Here is a 17,564-nt window from a genome sequence, read left to right on the forward strand (position 1 = left end):
GCTTTTGGAGAACGAGCTGAATCATCTCATTCAAACTTATCGAATATTGACGCTTAAAGCGAAGAAATCGTGGCGACAGCAACTCAAAACAATCCGTGGTTTTGGCAAAGAGTGACAGTAAGATTTCACGGTTTACATCACACGCTTTTATACAACGATAAGTCACACCATAGGTCGTCAAAATGGTTAGTAAATCTTGATTTGTATTGGCATTATTTCCTAGATATACCTCAAGCATAGGCACCTCCTTATAGGGTTAGGCTATTTTCAACTGTTAGTTCAGGTGTTGAGAAATAGCGACTCATATCAATGGGCATCCGTCCTTCACCAAAGCACTTGACCGTCACTAAAGTCGTTAAAATGCCATCCTTTCCCCTAGCAGAATAATTTTCACCAAAGGCACGAAAGGCCAAGTGATTGTCTTTCGTCAATAATGTATCTACACCATTTTTAATATCCCTAGTTTCCATAAAATCCGAAATCCGATGAAGATTGGATTCGTAGAATAGGGGATCATTCATCTCTTTGTGGTAATCATCTTCAAAAGTTACCTCAAAGTCACAATCAAAATTGGGGAGTGATAGAATTTTTTCCAGTAACTGAATGGTTTCAGCTTGGTGAATATGTTCATCTAATTCAGTACACTCTAGGATACTTTTCTTATGTAGTAGATTCATGTTTTTCTTCCTCTTCCGTTCTTCTAAATTCTCTCGCAATGGCTTCAATAACTGTGACAGTCACGCTATTGCCTGCCTGTTTGTATAGTTGGCTCTTACTGGAAACACTCTCTGCTCTTTCATAAGCCCAATCAGGAAAGCCTTGAAGTCTGAAACACTCTCTTGGTGTCAGTCGTCTAATTCTTAGGCGATAGAGTTTTCCGTCTAAAACAATGCCTGTGACTTCATACCACTTATCCTGTCGATATTCCAGAGCAGCGACCACCACTCCCATATTATCTGAAGTCGTCAGGGTATTGGATATTCCCTTTCCCACTCGTCCCCTACGTTTGGTTGAGTCTGGATAAGCCAGATTGACAGAGTCTCCAAGAGTTGCCTTTGCGTACCCTCTTTTTGTGGCTTCCTTGATTTTCAGAAATGGCAGCTCCTCCCTCAGCAAAATCTTTGGAACCTTATCTCCACCCTGCATGGTGGTCAAGGTCGGTGACAAGCCAGAAATGTCAAATACTCTTCCAGTCTGGTCAAAGCTAGTCGGCAGATTTCCTGCGACGACAACACCATGTCTGTCTTGACTGGTCAATGTAAACATAGAGTCTTGATTGTCCTTAAATCGACGACCATGTTGCCGTTTTTCAAGTCTATCTGGTGTTAAGACTGGAATGGCGATTTTTGCCCCCTCTCCTTTACCTCTCGTTAGTGTAGGAGCAAGTCCATTCGTCAGATAGACTTCACCATTCAAACCACGTTTAGAGGGATTGATATTTCCTAGCCTTTCAAGATGAGCTGGGCTGTTTTCTCTTCTGAGAGGAAATATGAATCTGGAACGGTATCTTCTAGAATGTCCGATAATAAAGACCCGTTCTCTGTTTTGCGGGACTTGGAAGTCCTTACTGTTAAGCACCTGCCATTCGACATCATACCCCAATTCATCCAACGTGGAGAGGATTGTGGCGAACGTCCGTCCCTCGTCGTGATTGAGTAGGCCTTTGACGTTTTCCAGAAATAGAAAACGTGGTTGGATTTGTTTGGCCGCTCGAGCAATCTCAAAAAAGAGAGTCCCTCGAGTATCTTCAAATCCCAATCGTCTGCCTGCGAGTGAAAATGCTTGGCAAGGAAATCCCCCGCAGATGATGTCCACTTGCCCTCTAAATTGTCTAAAGTCATGGTCTGTGACCTCTTTAATGTCATGGTATTCTATTTCCCCTTCTGTGTTAAACATGGCTTTATAAGATGTTCTGGCGAATTTATCAATTTCACAAAAGCCCAGACATTTATGACCCTGTGATTCCATCCCTAGCCTAAAACCGCCTATCCCAGCAAATAAATCTAAAAATTTCATTTTTCCTCTCTTTCCAACTAAAAAAGAGCCTTACACATGTAAAACTCTTGCTTATATATGTTCATCCATTTCTGGTGCACGGATGATTTCAACAATCAAAATGATGATAGAAATCAGATAGATTCCACCTAGTATCCACCAAATCAACTTAATCACCTCCCTTTACTTCTTGTCGTCTCAGTTGCTTAGTCCACTCTGACAGCACACCATTAAATACGTATTCAGCTATTACTTCCGCTGACCGAGCAAATCGCATATGTTCCAAAGCATACTGATAACGGTCACTAAAATAGAGCATTGCATAGTCACTAGCCGACTGAGATAGACCTGTCTGTCTTAACTGGTCATGAACCAAACCCCAAATATAGTCTCGATCGTACTTGGTCACGCCATCGACTTTTGAAGAAAAGTTTTCTTCTTGTTTTCCATCTACTAGCTGCCTCTCCTCCTCGTCCTCAATAAAGAAATCACTCCCTTTAGTTTCACTATATTTAGTCTCACTTCTTTCAGTCTCACTAGGGGCTGAATTTAAGACCGGCCCCGTCTTTCTTTGAGACCCCCCTAGTATTTTTTTAACACTAGCCCCGTCTGTATGTAAGACTGGGGTAGGTTCATGTTCTAATTCCCCCAAGTAAATTTTATTTGCCATTCGACCTCTTTCACTAGAGGACTGTTGGACTTCATCAATTAAGCTATATTCGCGTAAGACTTTCTTGATAGAGAGTAGTTTTGACTTTGAACAGCCTAATAGTGCCATCAGTTTGGAATTGGAATAAATCAAATAAATAGCCCCATCCTCATCAATCCAACCTTTACTCAAAGACAACTCCAATCGATCTTTTAAAACCGCGTAGGCTACCTTAACCTCCAGCTTCATATCCTTATAACGTTCACTCTCAAACAAAATTTTAGGGAGTTTATAATAACGCTCTGATGTCTGATATTGATTAGCGGTAATACGTTTCATGATTATCCCTCCAAGACTAAAAGTCCAACATTTCCGAATTCATCAAATCGGATTAAACCTACTTGTTCCAATTCATCAACCAGATGAGTTGCTTTCTCAATATCAACTCCTAAAATAGTCACGAGATGACATATCACGATTTGGCGTGATGATTGTTCCTTCTTTTGCATGAATTCCTCCTGAAAATAAAAAAACGAGAACACTTATTAAAATGTCCTCGCTTGTGCGATATGATATTATAAATAAAAAATAAATTTTTCCTCCTTAATGACAGATTGTAGAACACTCAAATCCTTGATTTGACAGCGTTTTAAGCACCTGTCATTATTATGACACAATCCCCTCCGGGAAAGGCAGCTCCCGACCAGCGATAGCGCTTGGGATCACGAATTTGTACAAGGACCTTGCCATTCTTATCCTCAATCAGGCACATATTGGTCAGGGTGACGGTTTGTTTGCGGGACATGGGGACCTCTTTCTATATTTCTAGTTGAAACCAAGTTAATAAATCAACTGGCCTCCCTTGATTGTGCCAAGTATGATAGGAGAAAAAAACATCTTCTACTGTTCCAAATCGTTCGACAAGAAGGTCAATTGTTAGGAAACTACGCCAGTATTCGTAAAAAATGGAGGCATAATCTCTCTCAGAGGTTGCTTGACCAAATTGAGACAAGGGACAATTATCATTTTTTGTTTGAAAAAGATAAACTAGCTGCTGATTGATTTGTTTTTCCCTCATAAATTCTTCATCAGTAAGAAAATAACGACGACTGATATATTCTACCATACCTTCTTCAAACCACATAGTTTCTTCTTCATAGTCCAAAAACTGTTCACTCTGATGAGCCAATTCATGTCCAATAATTTGTAGCAAATGGTTATCTGATAGAGAATGATAATGGGCTAATATTTCTTGTGTATCTTCAGTAGAATAATTCTCTATTTGTTTAAGATAGATGTCCTTCCAAACTTCCAAATCCGGTGTCATCACCATACGAATATCATTTGTATAAGCTGGGATAGGGCATTCTCGGATGAAGCCAGTTGCCGCCTCATCATCAGCCCAGATGATTGCCTGAGGCAATTCTTCAACCTGAAACTGGTCTTGTAAGTAGGTAATATAGTTTTGTAGGATGTTTTGATGAGTGGCAACAAAATACTCGTAATCTTTTAATTGAGTCTCATCTGTCACTAAAAATAGATTCTTCATCGAACTCCTCCAATCTTTCTTGCTCTATTGTAACAAAAAAAGCCAGGGCAGACTAGCCTTGGCTTGTTCTTACCATCGAGGGTTGGCTTCGAAAATCCAGCGACGTGACCAAGTATGACTCTGACCTGGAGCGAGGCAGATGGTCTGGATGATTTCTGGGCTAACGATGTGATCTGTCGCCCAGAGGAGCAGACTGGTCGGTTTAACATGGTCAATCCCAGTCACACTTGCTTGCGCTCCCTTATGGCTGAGTTTCCAGGTAAAGGTCTCACCGAGGCTTGCCTTGTCCGTACTAAGAACACTGAGCGAAACATCGGTCTCGCATTTTTCAAAAGCAATGGCCTTGCCATCTGCTATAAAATTGTTATGGTCATAGCCGCCAAAACCATCGAGACGTTCCTGCCCCAGGTCATTCATATCTGGCAAGTCCAACCGGTAATCAGGTGAGATTGCCATACCGTCGATACTGAGAAAATTATGGCAATATTCTTCCGTTTCAAATGCCTTCTCACCAACATTGGTAATAGTCGCTTCTAGAATAAGAACATTGTCCTCAATCCGAATGGTCTTCTCAACCTCCGCAGCAATACCCATGCAAGGGACAGCTTCCGTGAAAAATGTAGCAGAAGTTTCCGTCTGGGTAACGGTAACAGGATAAGGAATGACCTCATCGTACTTATGGGCAAATTGGTAGCCCAGATCACTATCTTGCTTGATCAAGCCGACACCTAATTTAGGAAAGTAGTCGCCAACCTGGGCACCCGCAGCAAAATCCCCAGAAAACTCGCAGCAAAGCCCTCTTCCACCCGAGGATAAATGCCGTAAATTCATCGGTTCATTGGCACCAAAATGCGTATCTCCGTCTAAGGTAACATCTGAAATAAAGCCCGCACGGTCAAAGCGAAAAGTATCATTTGGCCGTTCGCCTGGTTCAGAAATCTCGACTCTCAGGCGATGATTTGTTAGTAATATCATAAGATTCCTCCTTGTCTCAGCCTTATTATAGCACAGACAAAAAAGAGTTATCAATATAATAATGTGTTATTTTTTTGAAAGTGTCAATTGCATGCGGTATTCCCTTCGCTCTTCACCAAGATGGACAGTCTTCTCAAGTCCATCAAAGCGAAAGCCAACTCGTTCATAAAAAGCAATTGCACGCGCATTCCCCTCCAAGACCCAGAGGGAAATGGTTTCGTAGCTCTGCAATTTCTCCAAAGCCGCCTGCATGAGCTGGTAGCCAATCCCTTGGCCATAGTAGTCCGCCAAAACGTAAAGGGCGTAGATCTCACCAGCCGCCTGCAAGTCCGCCTGACTGCTGACTCCATAGCAGACAAAACCGACGACTTGGTCATCCTCCATAGCAACCAAGATATTTTGCGGATAACGAAAGGCCCAGTCCTGGCAGCGCTCTAAGGTGTAGGTTTTTTGGAGAAAATCCTGCGGTAACAAATCTGCATAGGCTTCCTGCCAAGCCTTCCAATGGACATAAGCATTGCCTTTAATCTCCTCCTTAGTTTGCATGGGCTTGATTTGCATATAGTTACCTCCATAAATTTGTTTCAATTCTATCATAAAAAAGGAGCTGGTACAAGACCAACTCGCTTTTTCATTATGGGTTGAAGATGGATGTTCTAAAGTCATCAGTAGATGTCATCATTGCTTGATAAACTTTGACTTTGAGCGCATGAACACGACTGAGGTTGACATTATTGGTTGAATAGAAAATTCGTCCATTTGTATCAGCCTCCATAGCTTCTTCCATCAAAGCCTGGAGTTGAGCATAGGTCGTTACTGTCACTTCTTTTGTAGAGTTAGCAACACCTAATTCATACTGCATAGTAAATGGCTTCAGTTTTCCAGCCTCTGCTTTTTCAACACGCTCAGCAAACATGGCTTTCTTGAACTCTTCCCATGTTGTATATTGCCCCTTAAAGACTTGGTTCAAGACGTGCGTATCAGTAATCAGACCCGTATCTTTCTTGTTCCAAGTATCGTAGATCGTTGAGCCTTGGCTCATAGCATAATCAGACAATTGACCAGATGCGTATGGGATAAAGCCTTCTGTATAGCCCTTAGCTGCAATCAATTCAAAGGCCATACGACGGAACATGATATCTCCCGGTGAGCCATATGGGTTTGAAAGTGCAGAATAGTTGGCTGCAAACATTGGCACACTGTGGTAACCATTACGAGACCATTCTTTGGTCAAGGTCTTGGCACCACCAGAAGGTCCGAAATACTGACGGTAATCAATGATACTTTGGTCGATTAAGTCATTAAAGGTCTTCAAGGAAGCTACTTCTGCATCGGTCAGCTCACGTGCATTATTTCCAGCATGCGTATTAACACCGTTTGTTTGAACATAATAGTTGTCAATCTTACGGAGCCAATCTTTCTTCAAATCGTCAGATTTTCCAAGAATAGCCATACCTTCCAAGTAATCCAACAAGTAAAGGGCATCAAATTGATTATGGAAGTAAGCATTGAAGTCCGCCTCGTTGCTAAATCTCTCTACCGGATCTGCAACATGGACACGGTTAGCCATATCTTCTGTAAAGAAGGCGTTGAAGCCAAGGATCATCTTATCAAGAGAGGAAACGTTTTGTAGCAATCCATCTGCATAAACTTCCATTCCTTGACCGATACGGCGACCATAACCATGGAGATAGGTAGAGCCGTCTTGGTTGTGGACCATTTCATGGCTATAAAGTGTCGTTCCATAATCACCTAGCATATCATAGGTGATATAGTAAGTTTCCTTACCATCTGCATAGGCTGTCTTAATCGATGGATGTTCACGGTACCACTTGTTAATCGGACCGTAGAAGTCTTGGATAGCATCTACTTCCGCAGTCAAATTACGGTAGGCCTTCTTACCATCTGGACCATACATCATATAACCTTCATTGTTGAGCAGGCTACCAAAGAGTTTTTCACGGTTTGTCTCATCGAGAATCTTATACCAGAAGTCCGCATTGTCACGCTGACGTTGAGCCGCCAAATCAACCATTTGACGAACCTTATCACGGTTTTCTGTTGTTGAATAGTCTTCAACATAGTGCTCATATGAACCGATTGCCATGGTATTTAGATTGCTAATGATGAAAATGTCTTCCTGTGGCAGGGTCAAAAGTGGCAAGAGCATTTGACGGTAAGTCCAGTTTGGATTGGTGATGCGGTCATAGACTGCCAGAGCATACTTGCTGTGTTTTTCTGCAGCATCTTGCTTGGCTGCTGCTTCTGCTACCTGCGACTTGCTTTCAACAATATAGGCTTTTGTTGTTTGCTTAAACCATTCATTGTCTGTCATGTTTGGCAAGAAAAGTTTACGGTAGGACTCAACCAAGTCAAAGACAGAAGCCTTAGCAGTTTGTTTTGCCATGGCGGACACGTAGGTCGTAACGTTGTTATGGGCACGAAGAACATCGTAGCCACCATTTCCGATTGCCAATATCATATCTAGTGCTGATGCTGCATCATTTCCGAAGAAATCAGGCTCGAAAATGGTTAATTCCTTGGTATTCACAGTTCCGTAGTTGATGTCGTACCAGCGGTTCAAGTAAGTCAGACCTAGTAGAAAGGCTTCTTTATTATTAAGAATTTTTTCCTTGATATAGGTCTCTGAAGCCTGGCCTTGTCCATTGAGACTAGCAACTAACAATTTTCGAACATTGCTTTCTAGGTTGGCCATGACTTTTTCAAAACTATCTGCAAAGTAGAAATCTTTGATAGTTCCCGTTTGTGTATTGGCATCCAATGTTGTTGGATAGCCGATAACTGTCTTCATGGCTTCAGAATCTAGGGTGACAGTAGACAGATTGCTTACCAAGTCAGTAACAAGGGCGCTTCTATAATTCAAGAAGGACTCTGGCGTGTAAATCAAGTCTGTTCCTGAAATGGTATACTCCACTACATGGTTGTTCTTGAAATCTTCTTTATAGGAAACTGCCTTGTAGTCAACGGTACCATCCGCGTAATGGAGCATGATCTTATTGATGTTTGTCTTCTCAGTATAAGCATCCATCACAAAGGCATCATCCTTCATCGGAACAACATCCAAGAGGCGAACGGTATTGAGCTTATCACCGATTGCAATCTTGTTTCCATAGTATACAAGGAGTTCCTTGTTGTAGAATGGCAAGATTTTCTCCATGTTATAGTAAGCAGTTGCGTGATCAGCCTGTGCCTTATCCAAGGTCAGGTAATCAACAGAGTAATCGTTTAGATTGATTGGAGCGGAGTCATCCAAGTTGGCTACAATGTTCATAGCAGCCACTTTTTCTTCTGCAAGAGCATCTGAGATAACTGTCACATTGCTCAGGCTATCAGAAGTCGTTGTGAAACCATCTTTAATCTTACCAGTTGGATTGGCTGGAAGTCCGATAATACTTGTTGTACCGGTCATATCGCTGATAACATTATTCACATTACCACTATATGGAGCATAGGCACCTGTAACCTGGTTTGCACCAGCGATGCCACCAACAATAGCTGCAGTTCCTGTTGTAACGATTGAACCAGTTGCGTAAGAATTATAGACACTTCCTGGTACATCGTAAACGAGCATGGTACGACCGACAATACCTCCAGCTACTTGATTCTCCGTACCTGGTAGAGTAATCGTCGCATCAACTTTGGCGTTTCCAACACTTGCCATAGTACCATTACCCAAGATACCTCCCATGAGGGTTGCGCCAGTACCAGTTGTCTCGAGACTGCCCTTGAAGGATACATCTTTAATGATTGTATTAGTAGCTGATTGAATCAAACCAGAAACGTTTTGAGGACCGCGAATGCTTCCTTCAACTGCCACATTGGTTACCTTGGCATTGTTTGCATTGATGGCAAGACTTGCCAATGGATTACTTGTAGTAGTGTTCAGGTTGATATTCTTCAGATCAAGGTTTTCAATGGTTCCACTAAAGTTGTAGAATAGTGGCGCCTTCAGATTGTTGATAGAGAAGAAATAGCCATCATTGGTTCCTGACAAGGTTCCACTAAAGTTTGTCACATAGGACGCAATATCACCAACAGGGACTTCAGAAGCGTCCAAGTTGGCACCTAGTTTGAAGGTCCCAGATGGGTTGTCTTTCATAGCTTCAAGTAATGCCTTGAAGGAGGTGTAGGTATTGGCATCCGTCACCATCTTCGGAATGTAAAATTCTCTGTTTGCAACGTATTGGGCATCCTTATCCTGCACCAGTTGGTCAAAGGCAGAGACAACTTTAAAGACTGTTTTCCCATTCAAGCTTGTCTCTTCAATACTTGAAACCGGGAGATAGACTTCCTTAAAACGATCCGATGTTACCTTGACAAATAACTCTTCTGTTGAAGTTGGCAATTCCTCCAAGTATGCTGTGCCAACAAAGTTTCCATCTTTACGACGGTAAATTGTTACGGCATCAATGTCCTTGATTTCAATTTTTTTGTATTCAAGATTAAACTGGCGAATACTTTCTTGCAGGGCATTTTGCTCTTGATTATTCAAGTTATAGTAAACTTGTGTCTTTAAGGTGTAATCTGTGTAGTAGTCCAAACGAGTGAGTTCCAAACTTCCATTTGGATCTGTAATAGCTATTTCTTGTACTAGCTCATCTCCTTTATAAAGCAAGGCGATTGCATGGCTGAAATTCTCGCTTGGATTTGTCAATTTGTAGTTGGCTGTAGCTGACTTATCATCATCATTTTCAATCAAATCAGTAATTTCAACTGTCGGTGGAACTCGTTTCTTGGTCCCTACTGCAATTCGTTCAGTGACAGCTTCTGTCGTAACCATCTCTGTAACAGTCGGATTTGGCTGGCGAACGCCCTTGATTGTGGTATAGGTTGTAGTAATATCCTTACTACCACTAACTCCTGTTTGAAGGACCTTTGTCTCTCCCTCATAAAGATTTGGATCTTCAACGGTCTCAGTCGTGTAGGCAATCGGCTCAGTAGTCACGTCCGATTCGGTTCCTGTGATTGGTTTAGTACCACGGGCGATTATTTTATCAAGGGCTTCCTTGGTCACCGTTTCAGTCACGCTTGGATTGGCTTGGCGCACCCCATTTAAAACCTCATAAACTGTGGTAATGGTTAGCTGCCCAACTATTCCTTCTTGTAAGATAGTCTCTTCATCAGTATAGAGAGTTGGATCGTCTTGGTAAATTGTCTGATAGGCGATTTCTTTGGTTTCAACAACTGTCTCTTGGGTCAAGACATCCGCATTCTTTGTTCCCACTCGGACAATCTGTTCTCTCGCCACTTGGGTGACTTGGTTGGAAATTTCTTGACTAGCCACCAAGACACCATCTGCATAGGTATGTTTAATCTGAATGGTTCGAAGACCATTTTGTCCGGTTTGCTCGACCTGACGCTCACCTTCTAATAGACTATCATCTAGGACTTCACGAACAGTAAATGGAATCTCTTCTGTCTTGGTTTCAACTTCCTCTGTTAATGAAACAGTAGGAAGATCTACACTCGGTGCAGTATCTGGAAGAGCAGTAATTGGCTTGGTACCAACTTTTACAATCTGAGCTTGAGGCGCCTGGGTCACAGTGCGACCCACTTCTTCAGATGCTACCAATTGACCATCCACATATGTCTGTTTAATGGCAATGCTCTCCTGTCCAGCTTGTCCAACTTGAACAATCTGCCGGTTTCCTTCTAAGAGCGTGTCGTCTGCAACTTCTTGCACTTCAAAAGCAATAGCTTGGGTTTGGTAGACCGTTTCTTCCGTAATTGTAACTTCCGGCAATTCCAAACTTGGTGCTGTATCAGGAACAGCAGTCACTGGCTTAGTACCAACCAAAACGATTTGAGGAGTTGGTGTAACTTCTTCACGACCAACTTCCTCTGTTTTCACAGCTTGACCATCCACATAGGTTACTTTGGTCCGAATTGTCAGACTTCCAGCTTGACCTGTCTGTGTCACTTCTTGACTTCCTTCTGGCAATTGGTCAGAATATTGGGTCACCGTTTCAAACGGAATAGCTTCTGTATGACTAATTTCTTCTTCCGTGATGTTGGCTGCAGGCACTTCATGGCTCGGTGCTGTCGATGGCACACTTGTTTCAACCTTTGTCCCAACCTTGACGATTTGTTTAATTGGTTCTTGAATAACAGTTCGACTTACTTCTTGAATGGCGACTACCTGTCCACCAATCGAAATTTTCTTGCTTTCAATTGTCAACAAACCATTTTGACCTTCTTGAACAAGCTGACGATCCCCCTCTAGAAGACTATCATCTAATACTTCTTCTACTTCAAATGGAATTACTTCTGTTGTCTCAACCTTCTCTTCACTTGTTTCTAGACTTGGCAACTCGAGACTCGGTGCCTGATCCGGAATTTGTGTGATAAGTGGAGTCTCAGATGGTAAGTCTTGAACCTTTGTATCTCGTAAGTAACCAACATATTCATAACCAGGGATCGTTCCAGGTTGTGGCAAGGCATCTCCAACTGCCTTATCAATCATGTGATTGTAATGCGACAAAATCTGACTTGTCAAGGCTGATCCTACTGGAGCAAGAAAACTAGTACCAGAAGCTGTCAATACAACCACACCAAGCAAGGTGCGTTTTCCATTTTTTCCCAATTTGAAGGCAAGAACCAAAAGACTAACTCCAACAAGAGCAAGGGCACTATTCTCTAATAAACCTGTCTTAGGTAGAACATGTGTGCTTGGGCTAGTCGCAAGCGGGCGGTAAACCAAAAAGTAACCAGCATCATCTGATTGAACCAAACCTGGTAATTCGTGGATTACCAAGTCTTTTTCCTGTTCAGTCAACTCTGCTTCTGTGACATAGGTATAGTCAATCTCCTGAGCAGAAACCTTGACAGAACTAGTCACAGTAGACGCAAAAAAGAGACTTGCAACTGCTGCTGAAACAAGTCCTACGGATAATTTCCGAAAAGCAAAGCGTTCTTGCTTTTCAAATTGAGATTTCTTCATTTTCAATTCATCCCCCTATGGATTTACTCCTCATTATACCGTCAGATCTGCTATTAGACAAATCATTTGGCTCTATTTTCATGAAAAAATCCCCAATTCCAAACATTGGAAATAGGGAAGCGATATTATACGTTTAAACAATATTATATAATGAAATAATATGACTTACATATTCTTCAACTCGATGACCATGTCGCGAATCTGGGCTGCCAGTTCAAAGTCAAGCACTTCTGCTGCTTCCTGCATCTGACCTTCCAGTTTCTTGATCATGGCCTTGCGTTCGTCTTTGTTGAGGGCGTTGAAGTCCACTACTTCTTCCTTGTCCTGAGTGACAGCCTTAGTCACGCTTATCAGGTCACGGATTTCTTTCTTAATAGTTTGTGGAATGATACCATGTTCTTCATTATAAGCCATCTGGATTTGACGGCGGCGGGCTGTTTCTTCCATGGCCTTCCGCATAGACTCGGTGACCTTGTCCGCATACATGATCACATGACCTTCAGAGTTACGGGCCGCCCGACCGATTGTCTGGATGAGCCCTCGTTCATTACGGAGGAAACCTTCCTTGTCTGCATCCAAGATAGCTACCAGACTTACTTCAGGTACGTCAATCCCTTCACGCAAGAGGTTAATCCCTATCAGAACATCGAAGACACCTAGACGCAAGTCACGGATAATCTCCGTACGCTCCAAGGTCTTAATGTCCGAGTGCATATACTTGACCTTGACACCCATTTCTTTCAGGTAATCGGTCAAGTCCTCTGCCATTTTCTTGGTCAGGGTAGTGATAAAGATCCGCTCACCTTTGTCAACACGGTCATTGATTTCCCCCAAGAGGTCGTCCATTTGGCCCATGGTTGGACGGACTTCCACTTCTGGATCCAACAGCCCGGTCGGCCGAATGATCTGCTCGACAACGGTCTCTGTCTGCTCCATTTCATAGTCACCCGGTGTCGCAGATACATAGACAATCTGGTGGACATGGCTCTCAAATTCTTCCCTGCGCAGCGGACGGTTGTCCAGTGCACTCGGGAGGCGGAAACCATAGTTGACCAACATCTCCTTGCGTGAGCGGTCACCATTGTACATGCCCTTAATCTGCCCCATGGTCATGTGGCTCTCGTCAATCATGATGAGATAATCTTCAGGGAAAAAGTCCAGCAGGGTGTAGGGAGGCTCGCCCTCGCTTCGTCCGTCCATGTGTCGTGAATAGTTCTCAACTCCGTTGGTATAGCCCATCTCCCGTAGCATTTCGATGTCGTAGTCGGTCCGTTGTTTCAATCGCTGAGCTTCTAAGAGTTTTCCTTCTGATTCAAAGACCTTGAGCTGCTCTTCCAGCTCCGCCTGAATCTTGGCAATAGCCGTTTCCATGTGATCATCGTTGGTCACGAAGTGGGTGGCAGGGAAAATGGCCAAGTGATCCACATCGCCCAAAACCTTACCTGTCAGGCTTTCAATCTCACGGATGCGGTCGATTTCATCGCCGAAAAATTCGACACGAAAAGCGTGTTCGTCACGAGAAGCTGGGAAAATCTCCACCACATCTCCACGTACACGGAAGCGTCCCCGTTGGAAGTCGATGTCGTTGCGCTCGAACTGAATATCGACCAGAGAATTAAGCAACTGATCACGGGAAATCTCCTGACCTGGTCGCAGACTGACCACGCTGTCAGAATATTCCTTGGGCGAACCCAAACCGTAAATACAGGAAACCGAAGCCACCACGATGACATCGTTTCGCTCCAGCAGGGCTGAGGTCGCTGAGTGGCGGAGCTTGTCAATCTCATCATTGACCGAACTATCCTTTTCAATATAGGTGTCGCTGGACGGAACATAGGCTTCTGGCTGGTAGTAATCGTAGTATGACACGAAGTATTCTACCGCATTTTCTGGGAAGAATTCCTTGAACTCACTGTAGAGCTGACCAGCTAGGGTCTTGTTATGGGCGATAACCAGAGTGGGCTTATTGACACGGGCGATGACCTGGCTCATGGTGTAGGTCTTACCAGTACCTGTTGCCCCCATGAGAATCTGAGCTTTTTCGCCCCCTTCGATATTATCCACCAAGGTTTCAATGGCCTGGGGCTGGTCACCAGAAGGTGAATATTTGGACACTAGTTTAAATTGGTTTTCAGTATTTCGATTAATCATATCTTTTGCCATTCCTTTTCTAACTTCTTCATTTTATCATAAACTGTGGGGAAATTCGTAACCAAAGTCATCTCTTGTTTGTAACCATTAATGTCAGAATTTCTAACATGATTAGAATTCATCCTTTTGCAAAAATTTTCAGAATATGGTATACTAGCACAGTTATTTTAATAAGAAGGAGTTATGAAATGAAGAAAAAATTGTTTATGCTTTTGGCAACGATTTTGCCAATGTTCTTTATTTTTACGGGCGTAAAAGCTGACGATACGATCGATATTGTCTTCGACTCCACTTACGCTCCATTCGAGTTTAAAGACTCAGATCAAGTATATAAAGGATTAGATGTCGATATCATCAATGAAGTCGCAGAACGTTCTGGTTGGACTGTCAACCAATCTTTCCCTGGTTTTGATGCAGCGGTGAATGCGGTACAATCAGGTTCTGCAGATGCTTTGATGGCGGGAACAACTATTACCGAAGCTCGAAAGAAAGTCTTTACTTTCTCTGACCCATACTTTGATACCAAGATTGTTATTGCAACAACTAAATCAAATACTATTTCTTCATACGAAGATCTCAAGGGCAAGACAGTGGGTGTCAAAAATGGTACAGCTGCCCAAGCCTTTCTAGATGAAAACAAAGATAAGTACGGTTACTCTGTAAAAACCTTTGATACAGGCGACTTGATGTACAACAGCTTATCTGCAGGTGCGGTCGATGCTGTAATGGATGACGAAGCGGTTATTCAATACGCTATCCAACAAGGGCAAGATTTGAGCATTGACATGGATGGCGAAGCAATTGGTTCGTTTGGTTTTGCGGTAAAAAAAGGTAGCCAGTATGAATACCTTGTTGAAGATTTTAACACTGCACTTGCAGAAATGAAGGAAGATGGTACCTACGATGCTATCATGACAAAATGGTTGGGGTCTTCTACTGCTTCTACTGAAACAACTGACTATGCTTCACGCCTTAGCTTGACAGGTAGCGCAACTGCAAAAGCGACTCCTGTGAAAGCAAGCTACACGATCGTTGCAGATTCTTCATTTGCACCATTTGAATACCAGGATGAAAACGGCGACTATGTCGGTATTGATATGGAATTAATAAAGGCTATCGCTGAAAACCAAGGCTTTACGATTACCATCCAAAACCCTGGTTTTGATGCGGCATTGAACGCTGTTCAAGCAGGACAAGCTGACGCTGTTATTGCCGGTATGTCCATTACCGATGCTCGTAAGGAAATTTTTGATTTCTCAGATGCCTACTATTCTTCAAACATTCTCTTAGCAGTTAAGTCTGGCAGCGATATCGCTTCTTACGAAGACCTCAAAGGCCTAACTGTTGGAGCTAAAAACGGAACTGCTTCATATACCTTCTTGGAAGCAAACCAAGATACATACGGTTACACCTTGAAGGCATTTGACGAAGCTTCAGGTATGTATGACAGCTTGAACTCTGGCTCAATCGATGCCCTCATGGATGACGAAGCTGTTCTTCTATACGCTATCCAACAAGGTCGCGACTTCGCAACTCCTATCCCAGGAGAAAAATCTGGTGAATACGGATTTGCGGTTAAAAAAGGAAGCAATCCTGAGTTGATTGAAATGTTCAACAACGGACTTGCAGCACTTGTAGAATCTGGCAAATACGATGAAATTCTTAACAAATACTTCAATGAATCAGAATCTACTGAAACATCTACAACACCTTCGACAGTTGATGAGACTACGATTGTCGGACTCTTGAAAAACAACTACGGTCAGTTACTCTCTGGTCTTGGTATCACAATCGGTCTTGCACTTCTTTCATTTGCAATCGCTATTGTTATTGGTATTATCTTTGGTATGTTCGCAGTTAGTCCAATCAAAGCCCTCCGTGTGACTGCATCTGTGTTTGTTGATGTGGTTCGTGGTATTCCTTTGATGATTGTAGCTGCCTTCATCTTCTGGGGTATCCCTAACCTAATCGAATCCATCACAGGTCAGCAATCCCCAATCAACGACTTCGTTGCTGGTACTATTGCCCTGTCCCTCAACTCTGGTGCTTATATCGCTGAGATTGTTCGTGGTGGTATTCAAGCCGTTCCTGCTGGTCAAATGGAAGCCTCACGCAGTTTGGGTATCTCCTACGGTACAACCATGCGTAAGATTATCTTGCCACAAGCTGGTAAAATCATGTTGCCAAACTTCATTAACCAATTCGTCATCACTTTGAAAGATACAACTATCATCTCTGCGATTGGTTTGGTAGAGCTCTTCCAAGCAGGTAAAATCATCATCGCTCGTAACTATCAGTCCTTCCGTATGTACGCAATCCTTGCCATTATCTACTTGGTAGTTATCACTCTCTTGACGCGCTTGGCTCGTAATCTTGAAAAAGGAGGCAAATAATGGCTCAATTGAAAATTAACGTCCATGACTTGCACAAGTATTATGGAAAAAACGAAGTATTGAAAGGTATTACTGCTAAGTTCTATGAAGGCGATGTTGTGTGTATCATCGGTCCATCTGGTTCAGGTAAATCAACCTTCCTTCGTACTATGAACTTGCTTGAAACCATCACAAGTGGCCAGGTGACTGTTGATGGATATGATTTGACAGATCCTAAGACAGATGTTGATGCCTTCCGTGCCAATGTCGGAATGGTATTCCAACACTTCAACCTATTCCCACATATGACTGTCCTTGATAATATCACTTTTGCTCCTATCGAACATAAATTGATGGATAAGGCAGAAGCTGAAAAAGTTGGAATGGAATTGTTGGAAAAAGTTGGTTTGGCAGACAAGCGTGACGCCATGCCTGATAGCCTTTCTGGTGGCCAGAAGCAACGTGTGGCTATTGCGCGTGCTCTTGCGATGAACCCAGACATCATGCTCTTTGACGAACCTACTTCTGCTCTTGACCCTGAAATGGTTGGGGATGTACTTAACGTTATGAAAGACTTGGCCGAACAAGGGATGACTATGTTGATCGTAACTCATGAGATGGGCTTTGCCCGCAAGGTTGCCAACCGTGTTATCTTTACGGATGGCGGTGAGTTCCTTGAAGATGGGACACCAGAGCAAATCTTTGACAATCCACAACATCCACGTCTCAAAGACTTCCTTGATAAGGTCTTGAATGTGTAAATATATGAAAAGCCTTTGACTAACTGAACTGACCCCAAAAAATTGGACAAATAATTATTGAAAGGATTTAGTTCTGTATTGGACAGGACTAAGTCCTTTTAATTTTGCTTTTATTCGTTTGTTGTTGTAGTAAAAAATATAATCTGTAATA

13 protein-coding genes and 1 pseudogene are annotated in these 17,564 nt (G+C 42.8%); 2 read left to right on the top strand and 12 right to left on the bottom strand.

Translation table 11 applies throughout. The annotated features are described in order from the left end of the window. The 11 genes and pseudogenes from J5566_RS09890 to uvrB all read right to left on the bottom strand — a co-directional run. Nucleotides 1-238 (bottom strand): annotated as a pseudogene (locus tag J5566_RS09890) (hypothetical protein); the annotation flags it as partial. A gap of 10 nt (nucleotides 239-248) precedes the next feature. Next, entirely contained in the window at nucleotides 249-677 is a 429-nt protein-coding gene (locus J5566_RS09895) for a hypothetical protein (protein WP_024416083.1), read from the bottom strand. Continuing rightward, nucleotides 661-2,016, bottom strand: a complete 1,356-nt coding sequence (gene dcm / locus J5566_RS09900) for a DNA (cytosine-5-)-methyltransferase (protein WP_208563127.1) — start codon at nucleotides 2,014-2,016, stop codon at nucleotides 661-663. Before dcm ends, J5566_RS09895 begins: the two co-directional genes overlap by 17 nt. Nucleotides 2,017-2,164: 148 nt before the next feature. Beyond that, on the bottom strand, nucleotides 2,165-2,983 hold the full coding sequence (locus tag J5566_RS09905; RefSeq protein ID WP_208563128.1) for a replication initiator protein A: 819 nt from the start codon (nucleotides 2,981-2,983) through the stop codon (nucleotides 2,165-2,167). A 2-nt stretch (nucleotides 2,984-2,985) separates the two neighbouring features. Next, complete coding sequence (locus tag J5566_RS09910; RefSeq protein ID WP_032504872.1) at nucleotides 2,986-3,153, bottom strand: hypothetical protein; 168 nt, start codon at nucleotides 3,151-3,153, stop codon at nucleotides 2,986-2,988. Between the two features lie 140 nt (nucleotides 3,154-3,293). Further along, nucleotides 3,294-3,449, bottom strand: a complete 156-nt coding sequence (locus J5566_RS09915) for a DNA mismatch repair protein MutT (RefSeq protein WP_208563129.1) — start codon at nucleotides 3,447-3,449, stop codon at nucleotides 3,294-3,296. Between the two features lie 12 nt (nucleotides 3,450-3,461). Next, complete coding sequence (locus tag J5566_RS09920; RefSeq protein WP_208563130.1) at nucleotides 3,462-4,193, bottom strand: elongation factor Tu; 732 nt, start codon at nucleotides 4,191-4,193, stop codon at nucleotides 3,462-3,464. Between the two features lie 69 nt (nucleotides 4,194-4,262). Further along, nucleotides 4,263-5,168, bottom strand: a complete 906-nt coding sequence (locus tag J5566_RS09925; protein ID WP_208563131.1) for a hypothetical protein — start codon at nucleotides 5,166-5,168, stop codon at nucleotides 4,263-4,265. 66 nt (nucleotides 5,169-5,234) lie between these two features. Further along, nucleotides 5,235-5,729, bottom strand: a complete 495-nt coding sequence (locus J5566_RS09930; RefSeq protein WP_208563134.1) for a GNAT family N-acetyltransferase — start codon at nucleotides 5,727-5,729, stop codon at nucleotides 5,235-5,237. A gap of 73 nt (nucleotides 5,730-5,802) precedes the next feature. After that, complete coding sequence (locus tag J5566_RS09935) at nucleotides 5,803-12,129, bottom strand: ZmpA/ZmpB/ZmpC family metallo-endopeptidase (protein WP_208563132.1); 6,327 nt, start codon at nucleotides 12,127-12,129, stop codon at nucleotides 5,803-5,805. A 165-nt stretch (nucleotides 12,130-12,294) separates the two neighbouring features. Beyond that, nucleotides 12,295-14,280, bottom strand: coding sequence for an excinuclease ABC subunit UvrB (uvrB, locus tag J5566_RS09940; protein ID WP_208563135.1), 1,986 nt, complete (start codon nucleotides 14,278-14,280; stop codon nucleotides 12,295-12,297). A gap of 188 nt (nucleotides 14,281-14,468) precedes the next feature. On the opposite strand from uvrB, the gene J5566_RS09945 reads away from it, so the two are divergent. Both J5566_RS09945 and J5566_RS09950 read left to right on the top strand, forming a co-directional pair. Continuing rightward, complete coding sequence (locus J5566_RS09945; RefSeq protein ID WP_208563133.1) at nucleotides 14,469-16,673, top strand: ABC transporter substrate-binding protein/permease; 2,205 nt, start codon at nucleotides 14,469-14,471, stop codon at nucleotides 16,671-16,673. Beyond that, a complete protein-coding gene (locus J5566_RS09950; RefSeq protein WP_105113790.1) occupies nucleotides 16,673-17,413 on the top strand; it encodes an amino acid ABC transporter ATP-binding protein in 741 nt (246 codons plus the stop codon). Before J5566_RS09945 ends, J5566_RS09950 begins: the two co-directional genes overlap by 1 nt. Nucleotides 17,414-17,467: 54 nt before the next feature. Here J5566_RS09950 and J5566_RS09955 read toward each other — a convergent pair. Then, the coding region (locus J5566_RS09955; protein WP_136117368.1) for an IS3 family transposase at nucleotides 17,468-17,564 on the bottom strand (97 nt) is incomplete at its 5' end.

It is taken from the genome of Streptococcus suis (assembly GCF_017601095.1).
Taxonomy (GTDB): Bacteria; Bacillota; Bacilli; order Lactobacillales; family Streptococcaceae; genus Streptococcus; species Streptococcus suis_Z.